General features: G+C 46.9%; 19 protein-coding genes and 1 pseudogene. 7 read left to right on the top strand and 13 right to left on the bottom strand.

Annotation, left to right across the window (positions count from 1 at the left end; all coding sequences use genetic code 11):
- Positions 1-49 precede the first annotated feature (49 nt).
- Positions 50-943, top strand: coding sequence for an AraC family transcriptional regulator (locus tag OYT88_RS14755; protein ID WP_274401101.1), 894 nt, complete (start codon positions 50-52; stop codon positions 941-943).
- A 31-nt stretch (positions 944-974) separates the two neighbouring features.
- Here OYT88_RS14755 and OYT88_RS14750 read toward each other — a convergent pair whose 3' ends face one another.
- Together OYT88_RS14750 and OYT88_RS14745 are read right to left on the bottom strand one after the other, a co-directional pair.
- The gene (locus tag OYT88_RS14750) at positions 975-1,424 is read right to left on the bottom strand and encodes a GNAT family N-acetyltransferase (protein ID WP_274401099.1); all 450 of its coding nucleotides are present in this window, start codon (positions 1,422-1,424) and stop codon (positions 975-977) included.
- Positions 1,425-1,463: 39 nt separating this feature from the next.
- Positions 1,464-1,781 (bottom strand): YqfO family protein, encoded by a 318-nt coding sequence (locus tag OYT88_RS14745; protein ID WP_274401098.1) that lies wholly within the window; start codon positions 1,779-1,781, stop codon positions 1,464-1,466.
- A gap of 115 nt (positions 1,782-1,896) precedes the next feature.
- On the opposite strand from OYT88_RS14745, the gene OYT88_RS14740 reads away from it, so the two are divergent.
- Both OYT88_RS14740 and OYT88_RS14735 read left to right on the top strand, forming a co-directional pair.
- Positions 1,897-2,250 (top strand): hypothetical protein, encoded by a 354-nt coding sequence (locus OYT88_RS14740; protein ID WP_274401096.1) that lies wholly within the window; start codon positions 1,897-1,899, stop codon positions 2,248-2,250.
- Positions 2,251-2,319: 69 nt separating this feature from the next.
- Positions 2,320-3,522 carry a PrsW family glutamic-type intramembrane protease gene (locus OYT88_RS14735; protein WP_274401094.1) on the top strand — a complete coding sequence of 401 codons (1,203 nt, stop codon included), beginning with the start codon at positions 2,320-2,322 and terminating at the stop codon, positions 3,520-3,522.
- A 47-nt stretch (positions 3,523-3,569) separates the two neighbouring features.
- On the opposite strand, the gene OYT88_RS14730 is transcribed toward OYT88_RS14735, so the two are convergent.
- The 4 genes from OYT88_RS14730 to OYT88_RS14715 are packed head-to-tail and all read right to left on the bottom strand — an operon-like array spanning position 3,570 to position 6,820.
- Positions 3,570-3,758, bottom strand: coding sequence for a hypothetical protein (locus OYT88_RS14730; RefSeq protein ID WP_274401092.1), 189 nt, complete (start codon positions 3,756-3,758; stop codon positions 3,570-3,572).
- 39 nt (positions 3,759-3,797) lie between these two features.
- Positions 3,798-5,588, bottom strand: coding sequence for an acyltransferase family protein (locus OYT88_RS14725; protein WP_274401090.1), 1,791 nt, complete (start codon positions 5,586-5,588; stop codon positions 3,798-3,800).
- Entirely contained in the window at positions 5,581-6,444 is an 864-nt protein-coding gene (locus OYT88_RS14720; RefSeq protein WP_274401088.1) for an ABC transporter ATP-binding protein, read from the bottom strand. Before OYT88_RS14720 ends, OYT88_RS14725 begins: the two co-directional genes overlap by 8 nt.
- Positions 6,437-6,820 (bottom strand): GntR family transcriptional regulator, encoded by a 384-nt coding sequence (locus OYT88_RS14715; RefSeq protein WP_274401087.1) that lies wholly within the window; start codon positions 6,818-6,820, stop codon positions 6,437-6,439. Before OYT88_RS14715 ends, OYT88_RS14720 begins: the two co-directional genes overlap by 8 nt.
- Positions 6,821-7,194: 374 nt before the next feature.
- Between OYT88_RS14715 and OYT88_RS14710 the strand changes: the two genes are divergently transcribed.
- Positions 7,195-7,599, top strand: coding sequence for a hypothetical protein (locus OYT88_RS14710; RefSeq protein ID WP_274401086.1), 405 nt, complete (start codon positions 7,195-7,197; stop codon positions 7,597-7,599).
- A 997-nt stretch (positions 7,600-8,596) separates the two neighbouring features.
- On the opposite strand, the gene OYT88_RS14705 is transcribed toward OYT88_RS14710, so the two are convergent.
- The 7 genes from OYT88_RS14705 to OYT88_RS20955 all read right to left on the bottom strand — a co-directional run bounded on the left by OYT88_RS14705 (position 8,597) and on the right by OYT88_RS20955 (position 12,324).
- Positions 8,597-9,496, bottom strand: a complete 900-nt coding sequence (locus OYT88_RS14705) for a DMT family transporter (protein ID WP_274401084.1) — start codon at positions 9,494-9,496, stop codon at positions 8,597-8,599.
- A 307-nt stretch (positions 9,497-9,803) separates the two neighbouring features.
- On the bottom strand, positions 9,804-10,016 hold the full coding sequence (locus tag OYT88_RS14700; protein ID WP_274401082.1) for a hypothetical protein: 213 nt from the start codon (positions 10,014-10,016) through the stop codon (positions 9,804-9,806).
- Positions 10,017-10,029: 13 nt separating this feature from the next.
- Positions 10,030-10,455: a hypothetical protein gene (locus OYT88_RS14695; RefSeq protein WP_274401080.1), complete on the bottom strand. Its 426-nt coding sequence runs from the start codon at positions 10,453-10,455 to the stop codon at positions 10,030-10,032.
- Complete coding sequence (locus OYT88_RS14690; RefSeq protein WP_274401078.1) at positions 10,455-11,348, bottom strand: carbon-nitrogen hydrolase family protein; 894 nt, start codon at positions 11,346-11,348, stop codon at positions 10,455-10,457. Before OYT88_RS14690 ends, OYT88_RS14695 begins: the two co-directional genes overlap by 1 nt.
- 121 nt (positions 11,349-11,469) lie before the next feature.
- Entirely contained in the window at positions 11,470-11,913 is a 444-nt protein-coding gene (locus tag OYT88_RS14685) for an aminoacyl-tRNA deacylase (RefSeq protein WP_274401076.1), read from the bottom strand.
- Between the two features lie 38 nt (positions 11,914-11,951).
- Entirely contained in the window at positions 11,952-12,200 is a 249-nt protein-coding gene (locus tag OYT88_RS14680; RefSeq protein WP_274401075.1) for a hypothetical protein, read from the bottom strand.
- On the bottom strand, positions 12,157-12,324 hold the full coding sequence (locus OYT88_RS20955) for an AsnC family transcriptional regulator (RefSeq protein WP_443217519.1): 168 nt from the start codon (positions 12,322-12,324) through the stop codon (positions 12,157-12,159). Before OYT88_RS20955 ends, OYT88_RS14680 begins: the two co-directional genes overlap by 44 nt.
- Before the next feature lie 148 nt (positions 12,325-12,472).
- Between OYT88_RS20955 and OYT88_RS14675 the strand changes: the two genes are divergently transcribed.
- The 3 genes and pseudogenes from OYT88_RS14675 (at position 12,473) to OYT88_RS14665 (ending at position 14,473) form a co-directional block, all read left to right on the top strand.
- Positions 12,473-13,024, top strand: coding sequence for a cysteine hydrolase family protein (locus tag OYT88_RS14675; protein WP_274401074.1), 552 nt, complete (start codon positions 12,473-12,475; stop codon positions 13,022-13,024).
- 38 nt (positions 13,025-13,062) lie between these two features.
- The gene (locus OYT88_RS14670) at positions 13,063-13,590 is read left to right on the top strand and encodes an isochorismatase family protein (protein WP_274401073.1); all 528 of its coding nucleotides are present in this window, start codon (positions 13,063-13,065) and stop codon (positions 13,588-13,590) included.
- A gap of 17 nt (positions 13,591-13,607) precedes the next feature.
- Positions 13,608-14,473: pseudogene (locus tag OYT88_RS14665) on the top strand (pentapeptide repeat-containing protein).
- Positions 14,474-14,724 lie beyond the last annotated feature (251 nt).

Below are 14,724 nucleotides of genomic sequence, written 5' to 3'. Positions count from 1 at the left end.
TGAACGATTTTGCTCATCTATAGCACAATTTTGATCGGGAGGGTTTCGGATGATAAAGAGCGAAGCCAATCACTACAGCAAGCCCAAACCGGACGTGCACCCATATGTTGATATCCAAAAACGTGTGCATCTCGGATCCGGACCGACTTTCAAAGAAAACTGGCATGAAGAGTTCCAATTGTACTATCTGACTTCCGGGACGGGGCTGCTTCGATGCGACTCAGAGCAAATGGACATGTGCCCCGGCGACGTCGCGCTGATCAACAGTAATGAACTGCACGTCCTGGAAAGCAGATCCAGCAGTTTGAGCTGCTATGTGATCCGAATTGATCCGGCGGCGATGTTCAGCCTGATGCCCGGCTTAAGCACCCTTAAGTTTGCCGTATTGCTTTCACAGCAATTGGTCTGCTTCAGCCATCTGGTAAGAGGAGACAGACAGATCCAGAGCTGCATCCGCAGCCTGATTCAGGAAGACGAGGAGCGCAGGGGCGGTTTCGAACTTGCCGTTCAGTCTTCCGTTCTCGAACTGTTTGTTCTGCTTCTGCGCAGTTATGTCAGCAAAATTTACACAAAAAAGCGGTTCGACACACGGATGAATAGCCTCAGCCGGCTGAAGTCGGTCATCCTCTATATGAACGAGCACTATCAGAAATCGCTGACTGTTGCCGAGCTTGCCGGTCGGGCATTAATGAGCGAATCGCATTTCTGCCGCACGTTTAAAAAAATATACGGCAAGACCGTCGTTAATTATATTAATTCGTTAAGAATCGATAAGGCCGGCGAACTGCTGAAGAACAGCCCGTTAAACATCACAGAGATCGCCCTCGCTGTCGGATTTAATGACGCCAACTACTTCAGCCGCGTATTCAAGCGGCAAAAAGGCATAACACCACAGATGATGCGGACACAGATTGCTTCCGGCCGTTCAAAACAGACTTCATGATCACCTTCCGGATAAATTCGCGAATGAATCATCAACGGCTCTGAACGCGTTCCATCGTAACGTGAGGAATATTGTCGATCAGATAAACCTCCGAGGTTCTTTTAAAACCAAACGATGCATAAAGCGGCTGTATATACTCCTGAGCCTCAATGACCACTTTTGCTCCGGGAGCTGTGTCTCCGATGACTTCTATAAGTTTTGAAACCAGCTCTTTGCCAAGGCCTTTTCCCCTGTATTTTCGATTGATTAAGACACGCCCGAACGTGACAGCATCCTCTGCCTGAAAAATACGTGCGTAGGCAATGATCTCCCGGCGATCATCCAGGGCATACACATGGATGCTTTTCAAATCGTTTTCGTCCACTTCATGATAGGGGCAGTTTTGTTCAACAACAAAGACAGCTTCCCTTATTTTGTATATTTCATATAATTCCCGTACAGTCAACTGTGAGAATTTCCTGATTTTCCAATTCAGTTCCATGACTTCCGCTCCCCTTTCATAGTTATACCAATCCCGGCCCTACAGTAAAGGCGGCACATTGATTATCGGTTCTTCATAAGGATGGATCCCCCTGATCACCTTTTTCACGTCGGCTATCTCATCATAACGGCATCTGAATTCCAGTTTGCATTCCGATCCCGATGAAAGACCGCCGACTTCTCCATCATAAGGATTGGCTCCCTGCAATGGCCTCCAGTAGCCCCGCACTCTTGAATATGAGACGACATGATCATAACGGCCTACGGTAAGAACACCCATTTCATTTAATCCGTTTCTCAGTTTAACAATAAACTCTTCAGGTATCAGTACCTCGACCTTACAATATCTGATCTCCATTTTCTCTTCTCCCGTCTGAATGCTTAACACCAGTATCGTAACCCAGATGATTTGATTTTCCAACCCGTTGCTCACGGATTGACGCGTGCCTGAAGGATGCAGCGGTGATCGCCGCTTGCAACATTTATCGATCGGTGCCAGCAAGTTATCAGTCACTGCGCTGAGTTTATCAATTGCAGGCAAGTTTTCGGTCGGCGGCACTAGTTTTTCGGTCAATGTCAACGATTTATCGGTCGGCAGCAACAGTTTTTCGGTCAATGCCAACGATTTTTCGGTCGGCAGCAACAGTTTTTCGGTCAATGCCGACGATTTATCGGTCGGCGCTCATGGTTTTTCGGTCGGCGCCGGGTTTTTTATCGTTTCAATTATCAACCGATCAAATTTGCTGAACGTGGCAGCACGTTCGAATTGTCGCACCCGATGGATCATCCTTTTTCAGATGTTCGGTTTTTCTGATTGGTCGGCCTGAAGCACGTGTTCCCTCGATAGTTTCAAAATATTGTATAATTATAGATAGTTAAGGTGGACATTTTAGGGGATGGAGCGTTTGGAGACGCAATGGTTTTATGCGGAGGGCCGGGAAACTTACGGACCCTTTCCGGTTGCAGAAATGCTCAGAATGGCTGAGGCGAAGCAGATTGGCCGAGAAACGCCTGTGATCGGGCGGGGCATGACGGAATGGGTGATTTTCAAAGATTCGCCGCTTCAGGAACTGTTTGAAAATGAGAGAAATAAAGAGGCAGCCCGGCAGACCGTGCGGGAAACGAGAAGCTTTGTCGGCAGCGCCGCGGAGAAAATCAGTGCGATGGCCGGAGATGAAGGCCCGGTCAAACTGAGCCTCGGAGACATCTTCTCAGAAGTCTTGAAAAAGCACAGTAAAAAAGAAAGTGAACAGATTTTTATTGTCGGAACGGCTAAGACAACGCCTGATATAAAAGATATATCTTCGGAATGGCCGAAACCGTGGCTGTTTTTCAGAGTTTTTATGGTATTTTTGCTCGTCTATGCGCTGCTTTATTTTGCAGCGTATTTGGGAAATTATTTTTCTCTCGCCGGTCTGATCTTTGCCGGATCCTTCGCCGTTCCGTTTTCACTGGTCATTTTTTTCTTCGAAACCAACGCACCGCGAAACATCAGTATTTTCAGCGTTGTCCGGATGTTCTTCATCGGAGGAGCGGCTGCAATTCTCGTTACACTTTTTCTCTACAGCACGGTGTCATTCAACCAGATTACCGTAACGAGCGCCTTGAAAATCGGCCTGATCGAAGAAACCGGGAAACTGCTGATTGTCGCCTGGTTTGTCAGCCGGATGGATGTAAAATTTATCTTGAACGGGCTGTTGATCGGTGCCGTTATCGGCGCCGGGTTTGCCGCTTTTGAATCCGCCGGATACGCTCTTAGAGCGCTTCAGGACGGAACATTTCTGGAAGTGATCTTTAACCGCGCCTGGACCAGCGTCGGTACTCACACGATTTGGACAGCCATCGCCGGTGCGGCGCTCGTCATTGTTAAGCAGGAGCGGCCGTTCAGCGTCGGAATGCTGAAACAGCCGCGCTTTCTTAAATTCTTCGCCGTAGCTGTCGCCCTCCATGCTGTCTGGGATATGCCGGTCTTCAACTCGCCCGTCCTGAAACCGGCCGTCCTGATCTGCATCGGCTGGCTCTTTGTTCTCGTGCTGATCAACAGCGGACTGCGTCAGGTGACCCGGATCGTCAGGGCAGCTTCCGAAAACGGTGAGTAGATATGAAAGATTTTAAAAAGCACGCGCCCAATCAGGCAGCGATAAAATCACGATTCCCGGATGCGCAGAATTGAGCGCAGATCCGAAATCATGACATGCACCGTTCTTGTAAACGTACCGATGCGACTGAGGCTGCTCTTTACGCCATCAGTCGATTTCCTGCGGCGAATATTAATGTCTTGCAATAAAATTTTTTCAATTGCATTTTTCCATTCACGGTGGGTATCTTTTATCATTTTACTCCACCCGTTTCAGATGAATCCTATACATATAATTTAAAGAATCCTTTTCGCATACGGTATTTTTCGCACGAGATATGCAACTCCAAAGCAGAGCGGGACGCCGACAACAGCCATCAGCCCAAATTTTAACAGCTGCTCAATTTGTACGCCGCGCAGTGCGAGGGCAAGGAAGACAATGACCGGCGCATGAATAATATAAACGGTAAATGAGTGCTGGGACAAAAACCGGCTGAGTTTATTTTGATGATCGAAGAAACGGCGGAAAAATGTCAGGGCGGCAAGGCAGACTCCAACCGAAAAGATCGAATCCCAAAGTGCATAAATAGCCGACTGCCATGTCCCGCCGCCAAGATAAGCGGCGCCGGAACCGATGATCGCACCGGGGAACAGGGTGAGTGTCGCGATTGCTGCCAATACAAATCCCAGCGCGCCGAGCGGGTCGGAAATTTTACGCAGCCAGTTCCGCCGATCGGCCGCAATCCCAATCAGAAAGAAACTGATGTATTGCGGGAGATAAGCGAGTGAGGGGAAACCAAGGACATATTTGCTGAACGGAAGCACGATCCGTATGAAGTAGCTGGCCAGCGCCAATGCAAGAATAAAGATAACCATGGTACGAAATGTAAGCAGAGAATCGTTTCCAGCAGCCGTCTTTTTCTCACGATTCTTTGTTGCAAGCCGCCACAGCCAGTAGCACAGGTCGAAAACGAGCAGCATGACCAGGAACCATACCGGCCCCATCCTGACCCGGCTGAAATATTGATCCCAGGTAAACGGCATCGCCATGTGGGTGAGCGACACCGGCTTTTGATAAATCCGAATGGATGTCAGCGGATTGAGGACAAAGGCGAAAACAATGATCGGAATGCCGAGACGGAGAAGCCTGTTTTTCAGGAAGGAAACAGGCCCTTTCCGGTCAAAAGAGCCCGGTGTAAAATAACCCGAGAGGAGAAAGAAGAACCCCATAAAATAGGCTTGATTGAATAACTGGAATAAAATTAATAGAACGATTGCCGTAATATCTTTTGAAGGCTCCAAATAGTAGAAAGGTGTGTTTGCCGCATAGATGACAGATAAATGATGCAAAATCACAAGGACAATCAGCGCCGTACGCAGGTTGTCGGCAAAAAACAGACGCCTGCCCGGCTTGCCGGCCGGCAGATCCGTCTTCTGTATTTCGCTGCTTACAGCATAGGATAAAAGGAACGAGATAAAAAGCAGCCCCAGCCCCAGGCCGAATCCCAATATCCAGATCATATATTGATGAGACGAGAAATAGTAAACAATCAGTCCCACGTATTTTAAAAAGTTTGTCTTTCTTATGATAAAAAGGCCAATCACACCGCAGAGATAGAGCGGCAGATTGGCCAAAATGTAAACTTTTGAAAAGGGAAATTTAAAATATATTGGAAACACGATGCTGATAAACAGGCAAAAGCCGAGGAAAGACAAAGATAAATAATCCAAATAATCGAGATAACTCATTACATTTCCCGTAAACAACGAAAAAACAGTTGCCAGAATTCCTGCAATGATGCCGCTGACAACACCAAGAAGCAAAGCATACAGATATCTGCCGGCCACAGTTTCGAGTTTACCCAATGGCAGAATTCCATAAAGCCGGTTAAGATTGTTTTTTTCATACAGTGAGAAATATGTGCCGATAAAGGGCGCCGTGATGATCATGACAACCGCAATCGTTATAGCCGGTTTGCGCGTCAGCATGCCGATCACTGCCGCAATAACATAAAGCGGAACAAATGCCTTGTAAGATGATTTCAGAATGTAGTAATCGAGCCTGACTGATTTTAATACGTCACTCATACCGCACGCCTCCCTTGCTGATGAATACCAGAATTTCGTCTATAGAAGGCTGTTCTGTAATCATTTCTGAAGATACCAGGCCTTTTTCCGAAGAACGGATTAAACCTGAAAAACCCGTGCTGGTCTTCGAGAGCCCGATTAACTTTTTCTGCAGCGGTCCGGACAGGTCATTAGGGCCGCCTTTGACGATACTGTAGCCTTCGAGCAGATCATCCTTCGTCCCGGTATAGAAGATGTTCCCGTGATCAATCACTGTAATATAATCGGCAATTCTTTCGAGATCCGACGTAATGTGGGTTGAAAAAAGGATGCTCTTTTTGCCGTCTTCAATATAGGCGCCCAATATTTCGAGCAGTTCATCACGGGCGACCGGGTCAAGCCCACTCGTCGGTTCATCGAGAATCAGCAGCTTTGCCCCGTGCGACATGGCGACCGCGAGCATCAGCTTCATTTTCATGCCGCGGGATAATTCCTTCACCCTTTTATTGACGGGAAGATTGAAGTTCTTTATATAGCGGCTGTATAACTCGCTGCTCCAGCCGTTGTAAAAATTTTTGAGGGCTTTTTCAACTTCCCGGACTCTCCAACTGTCAACAAAATAGATATCATCAAATACGACGGCGATATCCTGCTTAATCTTTTTCTCATCCCTGATATTATCAAGGCCGAATATTTTGACTTCACCGCCATCCCGCCCGGTCATATTCAGGATCAGGCTAATCGCAGTGGTCTTGCCGGCTCCGTTTTGTCCGACAAATCCCATGATATAGCCCATCGGCAGGGAAAAAGAGACATTATTTAAAGTAAAATCCCTAAATTCTTTACGCAAATTAGATACTTCCAGAGCATTATTCATAATGGCTTTCCTCCATGATAAATTGAAGCATATCCATCAGCTCTTGCCGCGATAACTTTGCAATTCTGCCCGCCTTTACAGCCGCCCCAAAACTTTCCTCAATCTTGCGCAGCAACTGCTCCCGTACGAGCTCGCTATCTTTGGGCAACACAAAACAGCCCCTGCCCTGCTGGATCGCAATGAATCCTTCCTGCTCCAGATCCGTGTAGGCTCTGGTCGTGGTGATCACACTGATTTTCAGCTCTCTCGCAAGCTGACGGATCGAAGGCAGCGCATCGCCTTCTTTCACTTCATCACTGAAGATCGCCTCTTTGATCTGTTCTTCTATCTGCTCATAAATAGGCTTTCCTGATGTATTTGTAATAATAATACGCAAATATAAATCGCTCCAAATAGGATAATATTTAGCTTACTGATCATATTTGATATTATCAGTATAAACACCATACGTCAATATAATTCCTGCAGCAGCAGATTTTCGATCTACTAAAAAATGATTTGTAAATGATTCCAAGCAGGATTTGCATCCAACAAAAAATTTTTACAGCAAAAGACCTTTCATCTATCATAGTGGACGATCGTGCTCGGTCCGGAGATCTGGCCCGCCCTGTACAACGATCGTCCTGAAATTACACCGTTTCGAAAACCGGTCACTTCACTGACTTTTTGAAGGTATTAATCATTCTTTAAGAATTGGCACCTATACTTGCGTAAGTGGACTCTTAAAAATATGAAAGGAGACAGCTTAACGTGGAACGTGTGAAACAATTCAATTTCTGGGTTGGCATCCTTGTTTCTATTGTCTTATTGATTGAATCAGGTTATGGCCTTTATACGTACTACCAAAGAAGTCAGAGGTCCTTTCAGTCCGGGACTTTTTCGCAGAATATGCCGAATACCTTTTCAAATTCCGGAAACTCCACTTCGGGATCCAATGCTTCTCAGTCCGGCAGCAGCAACTTTCAAGGCGGAGGACGCGCGTTTGGTGAAATGGGGGGAGCAAGAAATTTTCAAAGCGGCCCGTTCGGACTGGCCGTTGATGTGGCAGGCCTGATCCTGGCAATCATCGCCTTGGTACTGACCGGCATTGTCGGAAGAAATAACTTTAAAAAAAGGAAAAAACAAATTGATCCGAGCAAAACGGCTCACGATTAAACGAATTCAATGAATCTGTGCCCGCTATTTTTATTGACGAAACATATGACCAGGATAAAAAGGGAGATGAATCTGATCCCGACAGGATTCATTTCCCTTTTTTTCATTTTTTCCGAATATATGTTTCTTATTTAATTGCGGCCGACCTGATGCCATCTCAACCGCCGTTTTCCTGACTGCCGATAAATTACTTAGGATCTTTATCGATCATTTGAAGAGCTTTATCGGTCGGTGCGGTTGAGTTATCGGTCAGCTACGGCTGTTTATCGACCAATGCGGTCAGATTATCGGTCAGTAGCAGGCTATCGGTCGGCCATGAGAGTTTATCGGTCAGGCGGAGAGCTTTATCGGTCGGTACGGCCGAGTTATCGGTCAGCTACGGCTGTTTATCGACCAATGCGGTCAGATTATCGGTCAGTAGCAGGCTATCGGCCGGCCATGAGAGTTTATCGGTCAGGCGGAGAGCTTTATCGGTCGGGGCGGCTGAGTTATCGGTCAGCTACGGCTGTTTATCGACCGATGCGGCCAGGTTATCGGTCAGTAGCAGGCTATCGGTCGGCCATGAGAGTTTATCGGTCAAACGGAGAGCTTTATCGGTCGGGGCGGCTGAGTTATCGGTCAGCTACGGCTGTTTATCGATCGATGCGGCCAGGTTATCGGTCAGTAGCAGGCTATCAACCGGTCTTGAGAGTTTATCGGTCAAACGAAGAGCTTTATCGGTCGGTACGGCCGAGTTATCGGTCAGCTACGGCTGTTTATCGACCAATGCGGCCAGGTTATCGGTCATAACGTTCGGTTTATCGGTCGGTGCCGACGCTAGTAGCAGGCTATCGGCCGGCCAAAAGGTTGTTAATGAATTCACTTCATAGTCGGTTCTATTCATGAGTTAAAGGGATGCACTTAAAAATTTGGGCCCCGGCCTTATTTTATGAGATCTTTTTTGAAACGCCGGATTTCCGTAAAAAATATGATTAGAACCAAATTCCATTTCATGAAATCATGATGAAGCCCGACATGGTTTTTCGGTTTGAGAATCCGCCGGTCCAGATTTTTGCAGGGACGTATAGGACACAGCGATGAAAATCAGCAGAATGCCGGCAATTTGCAGATACGTCGGTATAAAACCGGTTACGAACACGTCGAGCAGGATGGCAACGAGCGGATCCAGATAGAGAAGTGCCGCGATAGTGGGTGTCGGAAGCAGGCGGATGCTTCCGTAGAAGAGCAGATAGACAAAGCCGGTATGCACGACACCCGTGAACACGCTGTAAAACCAGTTGGCCGCGGTTAAGTGGGCATAGTAGGAAAAACGGATAAAAGGCAGCAGCATGATCACGCCGACAAGAGTCTGGATCAGGGTCACCAAATAAGGGCTCGCCTGTTTTATATATTTTCCGGCAATGATTACGGATGCATAGAGGCATGCTGCCATCAGCGCATAAAACGGTCCTTCAGACAGTCCATGATGCAGAGTTTCAGGATTGAGGCCTGAAACGAGAATCGTACCGATAAAAGCCAGGATAACTGCCGCGATGCCGAGCAGCTTGGCGCGCTCTTTGAAAAAAATCCAGCCGATGATCAGGACAATAACCGGAGCCAGATTGTAGATTGAAATGGCAACCGTGATCGATGTTTTTTCAAATGAAGCAAAGAATAATATCCAGTTGAGAACAAGCAGCACCCCGCCGCCGGCAATTGCAGCCAGCTCCCTGAGCTGCCACGTTTCCTTCTTGTATTGTCCGCTGGCCAGCCAGTAGACGGCAAGAAAAACAGACGCGCTGACGCAGCGGACGAAGACGAGCTCCAATGACGGGAGTCCGGTCATCCGCGAGAAGAAGCCGATTGAGCCGAAAATCACCATGGCAATACTCAACTTAATAAACGCAGATTTATTCATGGCAAACAGACCTCTTTTAAGATCAAGCGATAAAATAAGGCGGATCGCTTCTGTCCCGAATAAAAAAGAACATTCCGCCTTTTTTCTCTGTAAACCTCATTATAGACAGCCCGGCAGCATCAGTAAAATAGAAATTCCGGAATGATCTCCTTATGGCGTTTTACAGGTTCTGAATGAGCGGCAGCTCTTTCGCGGTGAACACAAGAGGCAACCGGAAAACTCCTTTGCCTGTGACGAAAACAGCGAATTGAAGCAATGACGTATTGGAATATGGACTTAAAAAAGTATGTGATATATCGTCAAAAAATCAGCTGCGCTTTATGCGGAGGCTGACTTTTATTTTTTTATTCTTTTTTTTATCTGTTTCATCCTTTGTTTTGAATTTATCGATGAAAAAACTGACAAAGAATAGGATTACAAGGACAAGTGACATCCACTCACTGTCAGGAAATACTTTAAGAGATAAAATTAAGCATATAACTGTAATTATCCTGAAAGCCATTAAAAAACCCTTTGGCATTCTAGTCATCTCCTTAGCGATTGATTAAGAGCGTGAAATCTTCATCGTACAGATGTGTACGTAACAGTATCTTGTAAAGTGGTGCATCCAGATTTGATGGTAACTCTTCTTTGTAAAGTGGTACGCCAAAACTTGATGGTGACTCTTCTTTGTGAAGTGGTGCATCCAGATTTGATGGTGACTCTTCCTTGTAAAGTGGCACGCCCAGATTTGATGGTGACTCTTCCTTGTAAAGTGGCGCGTCCAGATTTGATGGTGACTCTTCCTTGTAAAGTGGTACGCCAAAACTTGATGGTGACTCCTCTTTGTAAATTGATGCATCCAGATTTGATGGTGACTCTTCCTTGTAAAGTGGTACATCCAGATTTGATGGCAGCTCTTCCTCTTTCGTGCTTATGATATGCTGTGGAAATGGCTGCATGGGAACTTGAAGCAGCATCAAATTTTCCGTATAAACGGCTCTTTTATTTCGTCATTGAGCAATTCAGCATACGCTTCCACTTTACGGAATGTATTTCCCATCATTTCATGGCTGCGATAGTTTCTTAACCGTCTAAGATCGTATTCGGCAATGTAAACAGCTTCGGTCATGCCGTCCGCCAGCACGATCCTGTTATCGACGGGCAAGCCCTTTTCATCCCAGACAATCGGACTGAATGCACAGGAACAGCCCGCGTTTTCTCCGGGCGGATTGGCCATCGCGACACCCGTCATATTTTCATACGCCCTCGTTGACAAGGCCTGTACCCGCGGAAACATCGCCCCGCAGTCATTCGGCACCAAGATCAGCTCAGCGCCTTTCAACATGAGGATTCTTGCACTTTCAGGGTACTCTCTGTCATAGCAGATCATGATCCCGATTTTTACGCCGTCGAAGTCGCAGACCTTAAAGTCACTGCCGCTTTCCAGCAGCCTTTCACCCGCAGAATCACACGTATGTACTTTGCTGTATTTCAGGATGATTTTCCCATTCCTATTGATGACGAAAGCGGAATTTTGCGGTCTTGAACGGCCCCGTGTGAATCCGGTAATCACAACACCTATCTGCAGGTCTTTCGCAAGTTCGCAAAATCTGCAGATATACGGGCTTCCCTCATCCAGAGAGCGGGAAAACCATTGCTGATATTCTGGCATTCTCTCGATTTCTTTCAACGGCAGGTCTTTATCAAAATCGGGAAATTCATAGCCTGTAATCCAGCATTCGGGAAACAAGACAATGTCTGCTTCGCGCCGTTTTGCTTCCCTGACGATCTTTAACCCTTTTTCTGTGTTCAGCCGGCAATTATAGGGATCGCGTTTACTTTGTACAATCGCTATTCTGAATGAATCCACTAGGCCCTGCCCCCCTCATATCCTGTCAATTATTCTTTGGATTTTGTTACTGAAAGCCATTTAGCCTGTACCTATCACTTGCTATAGGCCGCTTGCGGACGGATGAATAATTTTCTGCCTCTTAATCAAACATCAAAAGCACTTGATTTAGTTCAGTTAAAGCCTGCGGCTCGATTTTTAATGTAGACGTTGATTGCCCTGTTCCGCCATAAATAAAGTCATAGCCGAACAGACGCCTGTCTGCCACACAAGGTAAACCGAACCCTATCAGGGCAACACTCCCAACATCAAATCCCGTTGTTTTCCGAACTTCCTTCGGAGATGCTAATTCTACCTTACTGTAATTCAGCAGATCAGCCAATTTATCAAAATTGATTTTTTCGCGGCTTCCCGAAATAATGGCTCCTAAAAATCCTTGATCTGTTTTAAGAATCAGCGTCGGAGCCGTCTGGCCGACTTCAATACCCAAAAAATCCGAGCCTTCTTCCCGAGTCAGGATGGGCTTCTCATGTTGAATGATTTCATATCTATATTGCGTGTCTTTCAAAATCTCTGCTAAATTCATTCTGCGCCTCCCCGGTCTGAATAAGCTTCTTATTCCGTTCACCACCAGCGGTCAGCTTCAACCTGCTTGACTTGCTTTATGGAAATGTTAACCTTGCAGCGTCCATAGTTCAACAACTTTTTGCAAAAATGGTCCGGTTCACCGGGTGAAAAATGCACGGCCAGCAGGCAGCATCCGTCTCCAGAAATTATGTACAGCGATTCGACATACGGATCGGCGGCCATTGTGCTTTCAAAAATGCCGTCATTCTGAGAACCCATACATCGTGATAAATGCTGTTTCGTCATGCATCGTGAACCTCCGGATCTTCTTTCCCTCAACGAGCCGTTCGACGCGTGCCCTGACTGGCTGACCGGTCAAATGCACCCTTTCGCCAAGTTCTTTCCAGGTCAAACGGCTGTTTTCTTTTATTCCCGACTATTTTTTTATCGATCGCATCCAAATCCGATCATCCTTCCATCGTGAAAGTGATTCCGCAGAATCTTTTTTCATCAGCATCTTCTTTTTCCGTCTATCAATCGCTATCATTAAGGATAAGCAATACAAGGGAGGGCCATCCATGCAGGAAGCGCTAATCATTATCGATGTACAGAATGATTATTTTGAAGGCGGAGCCTATCCGCTCCATCAGCCGGAAAAAGCACTGGCAAATATTCTTCTCTTAATAAAAAAATTTAATAGCGAAGATCGTCCCGTCTTTTTTATCCGGCATATCAGCCGTTCAAAAGATGCCGCCTTCTTTCTGGCGGACACAGACGGCGCCCGGTTCCATGCGTCATTGGACCCTTTCTTATCCGGTCCGCATGCGTATATTATTGAAAAAGCCTATCCAAACAGCTTTCTACAAACAGTCCTTCAGGAAAAATTACAGGAGCAGGGAGTCAATCGGCTGGTCATCTGTGGTATGATGACTCATATGTGTATCGATTCGACGACGCGGCAGGCTAAAGAACTGGGCTATCCAGTCAAACTGATTTCCGACGCGTGCGCGACGCGCGATCTTTCGTTCGGCCGATCCACAGTATCCGCGGCGGATGTGCAGAACGCTTTCCTTTCAGCTTTGTCCGGTTTTTCCGAAGTGGAATCGGCAGCAGCCTACTGTTGTAAATAAGCGGTTTTACCTGATAAAACTGGGGAGGTACCGGCTGTATGAAACAGGCATTGATTGTCATCGACATGCAGGAAATCTTTTTTAATAGCCCGGAAAACGATCTGTATGAAAAAGAACGTGTACTGAAAAATATCAATTGCTTAATCGATCAGGCCCACGACCAGGATGTCCCGGTGATCTTTATCCAGCACACAAGCCAGGATCCCGACGATGAACTCTTTGAAGGGACACCCGGCTGGCAGCTCCATCAGAATTTAAACCGGTCGGAATCGGACCCCGTGATCAGAAAAACGAGCTGGGATGCATTTTACCGGACGGATCTTCTGAACTATTTACAGAAAAATAAAATCGACCGGTTAACTTTCGCAGGCGCGCAGACCGAATTCTGCCTGGATACGACCATCCGGGCGGCATACAGCCTGGGCTTGCAGCATAACAGGTTATTTCGGCACACGCACAGTACCCTGGACAGTTCCGTTCTGAAAGCGCAGGAGATCATCGCCCATCATGAATCTGTCTGGAACCATCGGTTTCTGACCCTGGCCGACGGCGATATTAATTTGTAAAAAGGGAGCAGCACCCATTGTTTGAGAATGATGATGAGCCAAATTGCAGACGTGATAGAAGCGGCGGCAGCCTGCGCCCCGACTGCAGGCACTGCTTCGGCCTGTGCTGTGTCGCACTGTCTTTCGCGGCATCAGCGGATTTCGCGATTGAAAAAAAGTCCGGCAAGCCCTGCCCGAATCTGCAGACGGACTTTCGCTGCAGCATCCATAAAGATCTCAGACATAAGGGGTTTAAAGGATGTACCGCTTTCGATTGTTTCGGTGCCGGACAACAGGTTTCTCAAATTACATTCAAAGGGATCGATTGGCATGACAATCAGAAAACAGCCGGGAGAATGTTCGATGTATTTCCGGTTATGCTGCAGCTTCACGAGATGCTCCGCTATCTGACGGAAGCTCTTGCCTTAAAAACATCGCTGCCGCTTCATGGAGAACTTCGCCTCGCACTCGATGAAACGCAGCAATTGGCTCAGCTGAATCCCGATTCGCTCCTGAAACTCGACGTTCCCGCTCACCGGTCAAAAATTAACACTCTGCTTTTAGAAACAAGCGAACGCGTATGGGCGAAGTCATGCCGGCAGCTGAAAAATAAACGAATCAACCGGCGCGGTGCCGATCTTATCGGCGCACAGCTTAGAGGGGCCGATCTCAAAGGAGCCGACTTAAGAGGCGCCCGCAAATCGCCGCCGATCTCCGGGGCGCCGATTTGCGGGCGGCCGATTTCATCGGTGCCGATTTACGAGACGCCGACCTCAGCGGTGCCGATCTCAGCGGCAGTATCTTTCTTACCCAGGCGCAGATCAATTCGGCTGAAGGCGATGTACACACTGAACTGCCGCACCGGCTTGCCCGCCCGCAACATTGGTCTGTTTTAGGGAAATAAAAAAGGAGACTAAAAACAGTCGATTTGAACAAGAAAAATAAAAATGTTCCACTTTTATATATAATAGAAAGGTCCGACCATCAATAAAAGAGCATGCTTCAATCCATTTTTTGAAACATGCTCTTTCTATTCGGGGCTTTTCTCAGCCGTTATTATCGGGAACAAGTATGACAAAAACAATCTACAGAGAACGGAACGTCTGAAAATACGGGAATTCAGTAAAGGGACATGAACAGACTGTTCATTGGAAA

The organism is Sporolactobacillus sp. CQH2019 (genome assembly GCF_028765345.1).
Classification (GTDB): domain Bacteria; phylum Bacillota; class Bacilli; order Bacillales; family Sporolactobacillaceae; genus Sporolactobacillus.
This window is presented reverse-complemented; position numbering and strand designations above follow the sequence as displayed.